We start from the raw sequence: 13,874 nt of genomic DNA, 5'->3' as shown, positions 1-13,874 counted from the left end.
TAACGAATAGCTATAATTAACTAATGATGACCCCTACGACCGTAGATATTAGATTGAACAAAAGAAGCGAAACCTGTGTAAGATTCCGCTTCTTTTTTTGTTATTTTAAGTAAATTTATTTGCTAGTTTTAACTCCGTCAAGAGCAGCACCTAAAATATCGCCAAGGCTTGCACCGCTATCTGTTGAACCGTATTCTTTTATAGCTTTTTGACGTTCCTCAATTTCTAAAGCTTTAATAGAAAGGCCTATTTTTTTAGCGGATTTATCAATAGATATTATTTTTGCATCTAGCCTATCTCCTTTTGCAAATCTTTCCGGTTTTTGGTCGTATTTTTCAGCTGATAAGTCAGCTTTTTTAATAATACCGGCAGCTTTGCCATCAATATTAACTTCGATTCCATCCTCTTTTACTTCAGTTACGACGCAGGTTATAACCATATTTTTCTTAAATTCTCCTGCATCACTACCTTCGTTTGGATCTTCAGACAGTTGTTTAATACCAAGTGCTACTCTATCTTTATCAATATCAATACTGAGCACTTTACATTCAATTTCATCCCCTTTTTTGAATCTTTTTAAAGCTTCTGATCCGTTTTCGTCCCAACTAATATCAGACTCATGGATCATTCCATCCGTATTGACGTCAATAGCTACGAACATACCAAAATCTGTAATATTTCTGATAGGAGCTTTAATAACGCTACCTACAGGATGTTTTTCAGCGAACTTTACTAAAGGATTATCCTGACATCTTTTAATACTTAAAGAAATTCTATGTTTGTCAGTATCTACGTCTAAAATAATAAACTCAACTTCTTGCCCGATAGTTAGTAATTTTTTAGGATTTTGATTTGTTTTACCCCAAGAAATTTCTGAAGAATGCACTAAGCCTTCGATACCGTCTTTTAATTCAATAAAAGCACCGTAATCAGCAATATTTGTAACTTTCCCTTTCATTCCCTTATTAATAGGAAATTCTTCCTTAATATTCTGCCAAGGGTTAGTATCTAGCTGTTTCATGCCAAGAGAGATTCTTTTCGTATCTTCGTTATATTTAATAACTACAACCTTAATTTCTTGACCAAATCTTAGAACTTCGGAAGGGTGATTAATTCTACCCCAGGAGATATCGGTAACGTGTAATAACCCGTCTACACTACCAAGATCAACGAAAGCTCCATAATCGGTAATATTTTTGACTACTCCTGTTAAGACCATCCCTTCTTTGATCTGCGATAACATTTCGTCTCTAGCTTCTGACCTTGACTCCTCAAGTATAGCTCTTCTTGAAACAACGATATTACCGAGCTTTTTATCCATCTTTAAAATTTGGAACGGCTGTTCAATGTGCATAATTGAAGTGGGATCTTTAATAGGTCTTACATCCACTTGACTTCCAGGCAAGAAAGCTACTACTCCTTTTAAGTCAACTGTAAACCCTCCTTTAACTCTTCCGAAGATAACCCCCATAACATTTTGTTGCTTTTCGAACAAATCTTCTAGTGTTACCCAAGATTCTTCCCTGATAGCCTTTTCACGGCTTAAAACAGTACCTCGTCTACCCTCAACTTTTTCAACGAACACATCAACTATATCACCAACTTTTGGTAATGTCTGATTCATGCCTGTTTGAAATTCTGCTACTGCTATTCTTCCTTCATTTTTAAGACCAACATCGACAACTATAACATCAGCGTTAGTTTCTACTACCTGACCTTTTACCACCATACCTTCTTTTACATGGCTAGTATTAACGCTTTCCAGTAAATGGGCAAAATCTTCACTACTTGGGGTAATGTCGCTTAATTGAGGAATAAATCTTTTCTTTTTTAATAACATAAATACTATACTTTTTAGGCAGCTAAACCGTACCAAAATTTAGTGCAAATTTTAAGGTTAATAAATAAGCTATATCCCCTTGGTACTAAAACTTTAGGATTAGCTCAATTCTATGTAGTTTTTAATTTCAGCTATTACTTCCTGTTGATCCATATTGCTAGTGTCAATAACAAAAGCATCTGAAGCAACCATTAGAGGATCTACTATACGCATACTGTCCCTCAAATCTCGCTCTTTAAGTAATTGCAAAATATCCTCCAGTTTACATTTTTTTCCTTCTTCCTGCAACTGCTTATATCTTCTTTCTGCTCTTTTATTAACATCTGCAGTAATAAAAATTTTTAAATCCGCATCTTTGGCTATTACAGTGCCTATATCCCGCCCTTCCATTATAATTCTTGGATATGTTGTAATCATTAAAATTAGGTATTTATTTATATTAGTACGAACTTCTGGAATAGTAGAAATCTTGGAAGCATAATTCCCTATACTTTCCTGATTTAAATCCATTTCTTTTGCAAGTTCAACCAGATGGTCAGTTTTTGAAAATTCAATTATTTTTTTAACATCTGCCACATCGATATTGTTCACTATGCACAAATAAGCCAGACTCCTATAAACAATACCGGATTGCACATACTTCAAGTTAAATTCAGAGGCAAGCATTCTCCCTATTGCTCCTTTCCCGGATGCCGATGGGCCATCTAACGCTATAACAAAACTATTATTTTCATTATACGCTTTTTCTTTTAAATTTTTCATTTATTTTTGATAATTATCTCTAATAGTAAATTTCTATTTTTTAAATAGCTTTTATTTCATTTTAGGTAAAAATTCAAATTAAAATCTTGAAATTCAAAAAAAATCGGGGTAAATAGATGTACACATACCGGATTTAAAAAATTTTTGGGCGGTTAGCTCAGTTGGTTAGAGCATTACGTTGACATCGTAAAGGTCGGAAGTTCAAGTCTTCTACCGCCCACCATTCTTTATAATTTATTTTTTATTCTCGAATACCAAAGTGGTTTAAAGGAAGTTAATTGTTTTAAACTTGAGTGTCTAGAAACGTGGATTAGGTACAAGCAATTCTTGCTTTTTTGTTTTCTTTTTAATGACCCCCTATAAAGTTTCGAGGGTCATTTGCTTTTAAACTAAGCCGCTTTATCTTTTATTAAAGATTTTATAAGGGTATTAACTGCATTTTGATGCTCCGTATTTTCAATTTTCATAAAATTACGTGAAACTTCAATACACATGCGTTGATGCTGTGTCACAGTTGCTTCTTTGTTGCCCGTTTCCAGACCTTCATAAAAATATGATATATTTTTATCTAAAGCCTTTGATATCAGAACTAATCTTCCTACAGAAATCCTGTTGTTACCTTTTTCGTATTTTTGTAGCTGTTGGTGAGTTACACCAATAACTTGTGATAATTGCTGACGGGACAATCCTTTTGCTAATCTTAAAGAATAGATTTTATTACCTATAAATTTGTCAATTTCTTCTATATAATCATTTTTACGAGCCATTTTTACCTCTTTTAGTCAAGTATTATATTGTATTAGTTAATAAGATTTGCACTATATACAACATTTAAACAATAGTAGAATTACCATAGACTTTATCTAATTGCAAGAACTTATTTAATATTTTTTAAGAATTAATATATATATTAATTTTAACAAGATATCCTTTTTTTATCAAACATTCTTTTAAAAAGAAGGTACTTTCTACAAAAGAAATTTATAAAAAATTTTATGTTTTTATATATTATTTCTACATATACTTTATTAAGTTTAGTTAATAAATATTACAGAATAAATTTCTATAGAAATTTTATTTATTTTTTCTTTTTATCTGCAAGTAAGTGTCTTTAATAAGCCATTGAAAAACCTAAATAAACCATATATACCTAAAACACCATTTTATATTTATAACCATAAAGAACGAATATTATATAATGAAAAGAGTTATCGTTAATTTATACCAAGCCATAGTTAAAATGATTGATCATGACGGGATCGAACATTCAGGTTATATGTCATTTATGGTATTGCTTTCAATTTTCCCATTTTTTGTCTTTATTCTCGCTTTTACAGGTTTTTTTGGAGCATCAGAACTAGGAGAGAAATTTATTCAGCTTGCTCTTGAGAATATGCCAGCTCAATCAATTGACTCAATTAGAAATAGAATTAAAGAGCTTATGACTACTCCTCCCCAAGGTCTTTTAACTCTTGCGATTGTAGGAAGTATATGGACATCTTCGTCCTTTGTAGAATGCCTTAGAACCATACTAAACCGCGTCTATCAAATCAAATCACCCCCTAATTATTTCTTAAGAAGAATGTTAAGTATTGCCCAATTCTTGTTTATAAGTACTATGATATCCCTTACTATGTTATTGCTTATTATAATTCCTATTGGCCTGCAAAAACTTCCGAGTTTTATGAGAATGATAGAAGATTATAAAACAATACTGAATTTTTCTAGATATCTTTTGATATTTTTATCTCTGTTTATAACCGTATGTTCCCTATATTATCTCATCCCAAATGTAAAACTTAAATTTTCAGAGGTTATACCCGGAGCATTTTTAAGTGTATTGCTTTGGATATTAAGTGGATATTTATTATCTACATACCTGGTTTATTATAACCAATTGAATATAATTTACGGTTCTTTAGGAAGTATTATAGTTACCCTAATTTTCTTTTATATAGTTAATATGATTTTTATCCTAGGGGCAGAGTTCAATTACCTTATGAAGCACAATACCAATGGTAATTCATAAAATAATAGTAAATTAAACAATTAAATATTTCTAAAATAGTTGATTATATGTATATTGGACTAGGTTTATAATACAGGGATGTAAATGTATAATTATCAAGCCGCTTTTGAGAAACAGGTTAATCAAATAAAAACAGAAGGCAGGTATAGAAACTTCATAGGCTTACAAAGGAAAGCCGGAGAGTTTCCAAAAGCTATCTGGGGAAAGGATAGAAGAAAAAACGTCATAATGTGGTGTATAAATGATTATCTTGGGATGAGTCAGCACCCTACTGTTTTACAAGCCGCCGCTCAAGCCCTCCTGGATAATGGAGTAGGTTCTGGAGGTACTAGAAACATTGGTGGTAATAATTACTCTATTCAAGAATTGGAAAATGAAATTGCTAATCTTCATAGCAAAGACTCTGCCCTAGTATTTACTTCTGGATACGTTTCTAATGATGCTACTCTTACCTCGCTTGCAAAGGTTATGCCTGATTTGATTTTCTTCTCCGATGAACTTAACCATGCTTCTATGGTAGCAGGTATTAGGAATTCCAGATGCGAGAAGCATATATATAAACACCTAAATATAAATCACTTAGAGGAACTTCTTAAAACAGTTGATATCAAAAAACCTAAGATTATTGTTTTTGAATCTGCTTACTCCATGGATGGTCAAATATCTCCTATACAAGATATCTGTTCCCTGGCTAAGAAATACAATGCAATGACTTATATCGATGAAGTTCACAGCGTTGGTCTTTATGGTAAAGGAGGCGCAGGTATTGCTAATATGCTTGGATTTGAAAGCAAAATAGATATTATACAAGGAACTTTTGCTAAAGCTTATGGAGTTATTGGTGGGTATATAGCAGGAAATAAAAATATGATAGATGCCATTAGATCAACTGCTAGCGGTTTTATTTTCACTACCTCCCTTCCTCCGGTGATCACTGCTGCAGCAAAAGCTAGTATTATTCATTTAAAAAATTCAGAAGAAGAAAGAGAAAAGCACCAAGAAGTGGTAGCTAAAGTTAAAAAATCTTTCACAGAAGCAGGTATTAATTTTTATCGCAATAAAAGTCATATTGTCCCTATAGTTATTGGCGATCCAGACAAAACTAGATTAGCTTCCCAATTGCTAATTGATAGACATAACATTTTTGTTCAGCACATAAACTTCCCCACAGTTCCCCGCGGTACAGAACGCCTGAGAATAACCCCTACCCCTGCTCATACAGATCAAATGATTGAGGAGTTAACCCTGGCTTTGGTTGATGTGTTTAATGAACTCGGTATTAAACTAGGATTTGAAGAAGCAGCTTGAATCAAGTGGTATTCTTATATGATTGATTTTCCCAATATCAACCCTGTAATATTTTCTGTAGGCTCTTTAGCAGTTTCATGGTATTCGCTCTCTTATATCGTTGGTATATTGCTTGGGTGGTATTATGCAAATAAATTGATCCTTTTATACCCAATTGGTATTAGTAAACAACACACTGAAGACTTCATTAGCTGGGCTATTATTGCTATTATTATTGGTGGAAGGCTTGGTCATGTTTTATTCTATGATCCAGAGAAATACCTCTCTAATCCAATTGAGATTTTAAAAACCTATGAAGGAGGCATGTCTTTTCATGGTGGAATATTTGGTGTGGGCGTAGCTGCATATTTATATTGTAAAAAAAATCAAATTAGATTTCTTTCATTTTCTGACGTTTTAGCGATTGTAGCACCAATTGGTCTTTTCTTAGGTAGAATAGCAAATTTCATAAATGCAGAACTCTATGGCCGGCAAACTAATGTTCCTTGGGCAGTAATTTTTCCACATAGCGACGGTTTTCCAAGACATCCTAGCCAATTATACGAGGCGTTGTTAGAAGGATTATTTTTATTCTGCATAATGTTGTATTTTACTTATAAAAGTAAATTTCTACAAAATCCCGGTAGAATGTCTGGAATATTTTTAATTTTTTATGGTAGTTTTAGAGTGCTTGTTGAGTTTTTTAGAGAACCAGATGTTAAAATTGGTTTTATTTTTAAATATTTTACCTTAGGTCAAATATTATGTATCCCTATGATTCTACTAGGTACATATTTATTAAACCATAGCACTAAAAACACTATAAAAAATGGCGATAGACGCAAAAATAAGATCAATAATTAAAGATTTAGGCCATATTAAAATTGATGATATGATGAGGGAGGTATCATCAATTAACCCTAGCTCATATTATAGGTCTAAAACCTCAATAGGCGCAGACGGTGATTTTATTACTGCGCCAGAAATTTCTCAGCTTTTTGGTGAAACTATTGGATTTTGGGCAATTAATAAATGGCAGCAATTAGGGTGTCCAAAAAAATTTGCGCTTGTTGAGTTTGGGCCGGGATTGGGAATATTAATGCGTGACTTAATGCGGGTAGCCAAATTAGTACCGGAATTTACAAAAGCAGTTAAAATTTTTCTCTATGAAATAAATAAAAATTTTATTAAACAGCAAAAAACTAATCTTTCCTTTACTAGTTCAAGGGTAACATGGATTAATAATATTAACGAACTTCCACCAATCCCTTGTATTATTATTAGCAACGAATTTTTTGACGCCTTACCTATTAAACAGTATATAAAAATTCGCAAAACATGGTATGAATCGGTCATAATATGTGATCCAATAGATAATAGGCTTAAATTTGATAAAATAGAATTAAATAAAGCTTTATCACAACAGTTAAATATTGATCACAAAAACGCTCAGGATGGAGCATTAATAGAAGAATCAGCCGAAACATTAGAAATAACACGTAACATAGCTATCCATCTTACAAAATTCAGAGGTGTTTGCTTGGTTATAGACTACGGTTATAATATTGAATCATCAAAGCGAAGTAGGAATCAATATAGCTCAACTCTTCAGGCGATAAAACACCATCAATATCATCCAATTTTTGAATCACTAGGGGAATCTGATCTGAGTGCTCATGTGGATTTTAATACTCTCAAAAATGCTGCTCTACAAAAAGGGATCAAGAATGTTTCTATTTTTTCTCAGCGAGATTTTTTAGTAAATTGGGGTATAATTATTCGCCAACAATTACTAAAAAGCAAATCCTTACCAAAAGAAGCCGTTATTCTAGACGCTCAACTTCATAGGCTTATTTCAAAAGAACAAATGGGAGAAATATTTAAAGCTATGGAGTATAGCTTTTTTGGTTAAATTAGATTGCGATACCAAGATAAGCCACCTATCGGTGGCAGCTTAAAAGAAGATACTCTTGACCGATAAATATTTATGGAGGATTATAATACTGGTATTTGATTTGTTTTAACTTGAGTTATAAAGACTGAATGTTAGACATACATAAGATAATATATAATTGAGTTATGAGTAACTTGCACTCTGAGCAGCATTTGGTCAATGAATTAGCGGTAAAAACTCTTAAGGCCATTTCTAAAGAGCAAGCAATTCCTTACAGCAGGATCAAAAGATTTTTTCCGAAGGAGATAAGGAAATAGCCAAGGCTTTCTGGATAATGTTGCGAAAAATATCTCCCAATCATAAGTATAATTCTGTTTACTATTGCCCTGATTGTAAAGAATTTGATTTAGAACGCAAAGGAAGAAAGATTCCTTGGTAAGAAAACATTAACTATAAGTAATTTATGGAAATAGTCGGTAAAGGAATATCTATAAAACATATTTTTCTAGACCGTGGTAATTGGTCTCGATTTCGCTAAAAAATACGGCAAGCTAAGATACGGCATTATTTTCAACGTCACTAAAGTTATATCGTGTGGAACGAAATATTTAGGATTTAAACGTTATAGCTGCCGTGATTGTAACCGCAATAAATCGGTAGCATTCAGCTGTAAAGGTAGGTTTTGTTCTCGTTGTGGTAAGAAACAAACGGATCAATGGGTGAGTAAGGCTAGCAATGTTCTACCAAAAACACGATGGCAGCACATTACATTTACAATGCCGGACTCTTTATGGCCGATATTTTGGCTCAATCGTGATCTGTTTGGATTGATTTCCGGTATTGCAGCAGGAATTATTAAGGAGATAGCTACAAAGAAAAATCTTGTGGTTGGTATATTTACTGCCTTACACACTTTCGGTAGAGATTTAAAACGCAATGTTCATATCCATTTATCGGTTACTTGCGGCGGTATAAATAGCAAAGGCAAGTGGCAAAAATTATTTTTTCCTGCCGAACCTATTAAAAAAATGTGGAGACATAGAGTCCTTGAGTTATTTCGCTTTCAATATATCTCAAGTAATTTGAAGTTGCCGTCCGCATATCAAAATGCTGAGAATTTTAATAACTGGATGAGTAGTTTATACGAAATCAGTTGGTATGTTTATTTACAAAAACCATCGGATGATCATAAACGCAACATAGAATATTTAGGGCGGTATATAAAACGCCCCCTATTTCCGAGACAAGAATAGAAAATTACGACGGAAAGCAGGTAACGTTTAAATTTCTTGATCACTATAATAATACAATTGATCGCATAACTATGCCCGTGATGCAGTTCATAGCTAGTCTGATTATGCATATACCAGATCGTTATTTTCGAATGATTAGGTATTACGGTTTTTTATCTAATAGAACTAGGGGCGTACAATTACCTATCGTATATAAGGCAATTAATCAAATCGTTCATAAGAAAACTAAGCTCATTAGTTGGAGATTAATGATTTGGTTGAATTTTAAAATAGATCCTCTGTTTTGCTATAATTGCAATAAATGTATGAATCTGCGGCAAGTTTATTACGGTTTATCTCCGCCATTGTTATTAATAAGAACCAATGAATTATTATCAACGCCTAGATAACATCATTATGGCGAACACTTCTTTCACGTCTTGGCCACATAATTTGTAAAACTGAACCTATTTTTAGATAGATTCTGGCAGAGATTTTTGTAAAAGTGTTGATAATTTCTAATATTGTGGCTGGTAACTACATATTTATTAAACGAATTTTTAAAAAGCTGATTGATGATTTTTCTGGTTGCAAATTTTGAATTTCCTATACTATAAAATAAATTTATATACCCTGTAAATTTAAGGTTATTTGAACTAGCTAATTTCTTATCTTTTCTTTTCCCATGTCAAGTAAAAGAAAAATCCTCCCATTAGAGCCGAAATTATAAAAAACATGAAAACTGCGCTCCATCCCCAATGATCAGAGATTATCCCTACACAAACACCGGAAATTCCTGAACCCACGTAACCCATTGTTCCTACTAATCCATTTGCTGTTCCAATTGCTTTTTTAGAAGCAAAATCAGCTGAGGCCACTCCCGCTAATATCTGGGGACCATAAACAAAACACCCCATCAAAACCATCATTAATCCGTTTAAAATTACATAATCCGTTGGTAATTGCCAAAATATCCAAAGTGTACAAGCAAGAGAAAGCATAAATACCATTCCAACTGGCCCTCGTTGGCCATGAAATATTTTATCAGAAATCCACCCTGCAGAAACCCCGCCTAATAACCCGGCAAGCTCGTAAGCTGCAACATGCCATCCAGCTTCATTAATTGCCATATTTTTAAATTCTTTTAAAAATAAAGGAGCCCAAAATATAACTCCCAATCTTACAATATACAAGCACATATTAGCCAAACATACGTACCACATATTTATATTAAAAAACACTTTTCTAATGATTTCTCCAGTAGTTAAATTATCTTTTTCTTCGTTCTCTTTATTAATTTCTTGAGCTTTGTATAATTCCACTGGCGGAAAACCAAGTTCTTTTGGTGATTCTCTTAGCCTGTTAAATAAGATGTAAGCAACGATAACGGCAATAATAGCTGGAACAAAAAATGCTGACCTCCACCCGAAATCCGCAACTAAATAACCGGTAAATACTAAAGTAATAGCTCCCCCCACTTGGTGAGAAGTAGCACCATAAGCCCATTTTATTCCCAGTTCTTTCGGGGCAAACCAGTGTGTTAGCATTCTAGCTACTGGCGGCCACCCCATCGATTGAAACCAATTATTAATAATCCATAATATACTAAGGAACATTAAACTTTCAGAAAAGCCTAAGAAAAATGTAGTTAATCCAGAACACAATAACCCAAGAGGCATAAAATATCTGGAATTTGATTTATCACTAAAATACCCATTAACAAATTTTCCAATTCCATAAATTATGGAAGCAACAGTTAAGACCAAGCCTAGTTCTGTTTTTGTGTAACCAAATTCTTCCATAAAAGCTGGCATAATCATGGAAAAATTTTGGCGGCATAGGTAAAATGTAGCATAGCCTAGAATAACTGAAAGCAGTATCCTTACCCTCCACTTGTTATATATTTTTCTTTCTTTTTCCGAAAGAAAAAAGCTCTCTGTAAGGTATTGATTTTCAGGTGCTATAGACATTTTATTCTCGGTTTTTAGCATTCCCAATTTAATAATATTTAATTACTCGGCCATAATAGTAAAAATTAGATTTATAATCAAGATATAATCTTTTAACTGCAATTTTATCTTGATTAATTGGAATAATCATCTAATGCAGCGTTAAGAATGGAGGTGTTAACTATTTCTATTTCAAAAAATATTTTCTGTTTATAAAGTGTATTTTGTTCTATTAATTTATAAATTTTATTAACATCCACTCCCCGGGTTTTGGCTACCATCAGAGCCTGCAAAATAGCTTCTGCTTTAGTAATAAAGGGATCATAGAGGCTTGCAGACGGGGTTATCATAATTACATTAGAATGGTTTAACTGCTTATCGTAATTGTGAATTAAAGCTCTCTTAAAATCGGTATTATATAGTGCCATATCGCACTCAGGATCAGCTTCTATATTCGGTCTAGGTTTGAAATATCTGGTATCTTGAAGGTATTGAGCTACTAAATAAGATCCTCTAATATTACTGTTTTTATCTATAATTAAACTCCCTTTTGTTTTTTCCGGCCAAAAAGTCTGGCCTATCAGATATATAATTAAAGTGTAAAGACCGATAACTAAAAAACAGAAAATATATAGGCATAAGCTAAGAACTATATTTTTCATTATATTAAACCAGCTTTATAAATTATGAACTCAATTAGTTTAATAAATAAAAGCGGAGAAACTATTCCTCCAAAACCACATAGTAAAATTATCCGCCATAAATACGTTTTGTTTTGTACGTTTTTTAAATTATAGGAAATTAGTGGTAGAAGGGATGGTATTATTAACCCATTGAAAATAACAGAAGCAAGTAATATGCTATCTATCGATTGGAATTGCATAATATTTAATTTTGACAGGGAAGGAAAAGCCGTAGTAAATAATGCTGGAACAATGATAAAATATTTAGCTAAATCAGAAGCTATAGAGTAGACCGTTATAGCTCCTTTTCTTACTGTGATTTTTTTACATTCATTCTTTAATTCAATAATACCTAGTAAATTGTGATATTTTGCAACAATATTACCTGCTAATATTGAGTGCACGTACCCCCTATCTTCAAACGTATAACCTATATCAGCTTGTGCCAAAGCTAATGCATCATTTAATCCATCCCCGCACATACCTACAATAAATCCTTTTTCTTGAAGAGATCTAATTACCTCAAGTTTTTTTTCAGGTGTACAATCAGCATAAAAATTTTTTATGCCCAGTTTTTTTGCAATATAAGAAGCCGTAATAGCGTTATCTCCTGTAACCATTATTGTGGCAATTCCTGAGCTCTCAATACTACGTATCTGTTTTACAACTCCTTTTCTAAAACTATCGTGCAAATTTATGATACCTATTATCTTTTTATTAACAGTTAAAATTAAAGGAGTTCCGTGTGTTTTTGCTACTTCCTTAACTATACTTTGTACTTCTTGAGGAAAGGATTCTATAGTTTTTCCAAGGTAGTTTGCTATCGACTGTAAACTACCTTTTCTAATTTCCATATTATTATAGTTGCATCCACTAATAGGATTTGAGGCTAGAAATGGCAAATAGTCGTACAATTCAAGATTTATTTTTTTATCCAAATCTTTGTAATTTTTTATGGCAAAAGCGGTTATGCTCTTTCCTTCCTCAGTATTATCATTTATGGAAGATAAATATAAATACCTAAAATAATCTTTTTCATCGGTTTTTGAAGTTAATTTGAAGTTAACCATTTCTCGTTGGCCGACAGTTAAAGTACCAGTTTTGTCAAGCAGTACAATATCGAGGTCAACCGCATTATCAAAAGCCACTTGATCCTGAACGATTATATTACGCTCTGCAAGTTTGACCATACCGTTATAAACAACAACCTTTTGTAAAGTAGAAATTGTGGTTGGAAGCAGCACTACCATTAAAGCAATCAAATAAATAACCGGTATTTCTACACCAGAATAGCTAGCTATTACCCACATGACAAAAATCACATTAGCAAATAATATTGATAACCCCATCATTAATTTCTGCAGGGCCACCTCAGAAGGCATAGCTCTTCTATTTATGTTTCGAAGTAACCTATCTACTCTAGTAAAAAAGGACTTATTACTAGCAAAACTGACTTTCATTACAATCCAATCTCCTCCTTCTACTATACTGCCAGCTATTAGGATATTATCTTTAGTAGGGCTTTTTAATTTATGCTCTAAAGAACCTGTTATATCAGTTTCATTAACATAACTCATACCTTTTATGACTTCACCGTCAAAAGGCACTTCCTCACCACTATGTAACAAAATTAAGTTTCCTGATTTTATAGAATCTTTTTTCACTTTTTGATAATCATCAACATCATTAAGTGAATTAAGTTTTTTAATTAATGCATGATTGTTAGTAATTTTTTCTGAGATAACCTTAAAATTTTTCCTGCTATAAGCAAATTCCGTAAATACAGAAAACAAGATAAGCCACCTATCGGTGGCAGCTTAAAAGAAGATACCCTTGACCGATAAATATTTATGGAGGATTATAATACTGGTATTTGATTTGTTTTAACTTGAGTTATAAAGACTGAATGTTAGACATACATAAGATAATATATAATTGAGTTATGAGTAACTTGCACTCTGAGCAGCATTTGGTCAATGAATTAGCGGTAAAAACTCTTAAGGCCATTTCTAAAGAGCAAGCAATTCCTTACAGCAGGATCAAAAAGATTTTTTCCGAAGGAGATAAGGAAATAGCCAAGGCTTTCTGGATAATGTTGCGAAAAATATCTCCCAATCATAAGTATAATTCTGTTTACTATTGCCCTGATTGTAAAGAATTTGATTTAGAACGCAAAGGAAGAAAGATTCCTTGGTAAG

12 protein-coding genes, 1 tRNA gene and 1 pseudogene are annotated in these 13,874 nt (G+C 32.7%); 8 read left to right on the top strand and 6 right to left on the bottom strand.

Features of this window, described 5'->3' with window-relative positions; genetic code table 11:
• Positions 1 to 115 precede the first annotated feature (115 nt).
• Complete coding sequence (locus N3Z16_RS09060; protein WP_223939116.1) at positions 116 to 1,840, bottom strand: 30S ribosomal protein S1; 1,725 nt, start codon at positions 1,838 to 1,840, stop codon at positions 116 to 118.
• 99 nt (positions 1,841 to 1,939) lie between these two features.
• On the bottom strand, positions 1,940 to 2,602 hold the full coding sequence (gene cmk, locus N3Z16_RS09055) for a (d)CMP kinase (RefSeq protein WP_282486235.1): 663 nt from the start codon (positions 2,600 to 2,602) through the stop codon (positions 1,940 to 1,942).
• Between the two features lie 146 nt (positions 2,603 to 2,748).
• Here cmk and N3Z16_RS09050 point away from each other — a divergent pair.
• Positions 2,749 to 2,825 (top strand) — tRNA-Val (locus N3Z16_RS09050).
• A gap of 166 nt (positions 2,826 to 2,991) precedes the next feature.
• On the opposite strand, the gene N3Z16_RS09045 is transcribed toward N3Z16_RS09050, so the two are convergent.
• Positions 2,992 to 3,369 (bottom strand): helix-turn-helix domain-containing protein, encoded by a 378-nt coding sequence (locus N3Z16_RS09045; RefSeq protein ID WP_282486233.1) that lies wholly within the window; start codon positions 3,367 to 3,369, stop codon positions 2,992 to 2,994.
• Positions 3,370 to 3,800: 431 nt separating this feature from the next.
• On the opposite strand from N3Z16_RS09045, the gene N3Z16_RS09040 reads away from it, so the two are divergent.
• The 6 genes and pseudogenes from N3Z16_RS09040 (at position 3,801) to N3Z16_RS09015 (ending at position 9,454) form a co-directional block, all read left to right on the top strand.
• Positions 3,801 to 4,631: a YihY/virulence factor BrkB family protein gene (locus N3Z16_RS09040; protein ID WP_282486232.1), complete on the top strand. Its 831-nt coding sequence runs from the start codon at positions 3,801 to 3,803 to the stop codon at positions 4,629 to 4,631.
• Between the two features lie 84 nt (positions 4,632 to 4,715).
• On the top strand, positions 4,716 to 5,939 hold the full coding sequence (gene hemA / locus N3Z16_RS09035) for a 5-aminolevulinate synthase (RefSeq protein ID WP_223939112.1): 1,224 nt from the start codon (positions 4,716 to 4,718) through the stop codon (positions 5,937 to 5,939).
• Between the two features lie 21 nt (positions 5,940 to 5,960).
• Positions 5,961 to 6,782 (top strand): prolipoprotein diacylglyceryl transferase, encoded by an 822-nt coding sequence (gene lgt / locus N3Z16_RS09030; protein WP_223939156.1) that lies wholly within the window; start codon positions 5,961 to 5,963, stop codon positions 6,780 to 6,782.
• Positions 6,748 to 7,830, top strand: coding sequence for a class I SAM-dependent methyltransferase (locus N3Z16_RS09025; RefSeq protein ID WP_282486231.1), 1,083 nt, complete (start codon positions 6,748 to 6,750; stop codon positions 7,828 to 7,830). The genes lgt and N3Z16_RS09025 overlap by 35 nt, the downstream gene beginning before the upstream one ends.
• Positions 7,831 to 7,997: 167 nt before the next feature.
• Positions 7,998 to 8,129 (top strand): hypothetical protein, encoded by a 132-nt coding sequence (locus N3Z16_RS09020; protein WP_282486222.1) that lies wholly within the window; start codon positions 7,998 to 8,000, stop codon positions 8,127 to 8,129.
• Between the two features lie 195 nt (positions 8,130 to 8,324).
• Positions 8,325 to 9,454: pseudogene (locus N3Z16_RS09015) on the top strand (IS91 family transposase).
• A 258-nt stretch (positions 9,455 to 9,712) separates the two neighbouring features.
• Here the strand turns inward: N3Z16_RS09015 and N3Z16_RS09010 are convergent.
• The 3 genes from N3Z16_RS09010 to N3Z16_RS09000 form a co-directional block, all read right to left on the bottom strand.
• Entirely contained in the window at positions 9,713 to 11,035 is a 1,323-nt protein-coding gene (locus tag N3Z16_RS09010; protein WP_282486230.1) for an MFS transporter, read from the bottom strand.
• A gap of 92 nt (positions 11,036 to 11,127) precedes the next feature.
• Positions 11,128 to 11,655, bottom strand: coding sequence for a potassium-transporting ATPase subunit C (locus tag N3Z16_RS09005; protein WP_223939109.1), 528 nt, complete (start codon positions 11,653 to 11,655; stop codon positions 11,128 to 11,130).
• Positions 11,655 to 13,469, bottom strand: a complete 1,815-nt coding sequence (locus N3Z16_RS09000; protein WP_282486229.1) for an HAD-IC family P-type ATPase — start codon at positions 13,467 to 13,469, stop codon at positions 11,655 to 11,657. Before N3Z16_RS09000 ends, N3Z16_RS09005 begins: the two co-directional genes overlap by 1 nt.
• Positions 13,470 to 13,618: 149 nt before the next feature.
• Here N3Z16_RS09000 and N3Z16_RS08995 point away from each other — a divergent pair, with 149 nt between their 5' ends.
• Positions 13,619 to 13,873 (top strand): hypothetical protein, encoded by a 255-nt coding sequence (locus N3Z16_RS08995; protein WP_282485543.1) that lies wholly within the window; start codon positions 13,619 to 13,621, stop codon positions 13,871 to 13,873.
• Position 13,874 lies beyond the last annotated feature (1 nt).

Source organism: Candidatus Megaera polyxenophila (genome assembly GCF_029982035.1).
Classification (GTDB): Bacteria; Pseudomonadota; Alphaproteobacteria; order Rickettsiales; family Rickettsiaceae; genus Megaera; species Megaera polyxenophila.
Note: the sequence above shows the minus strand (reverse complement) of the source record. Positions and strands in the feature narration are given on the sequence as shown.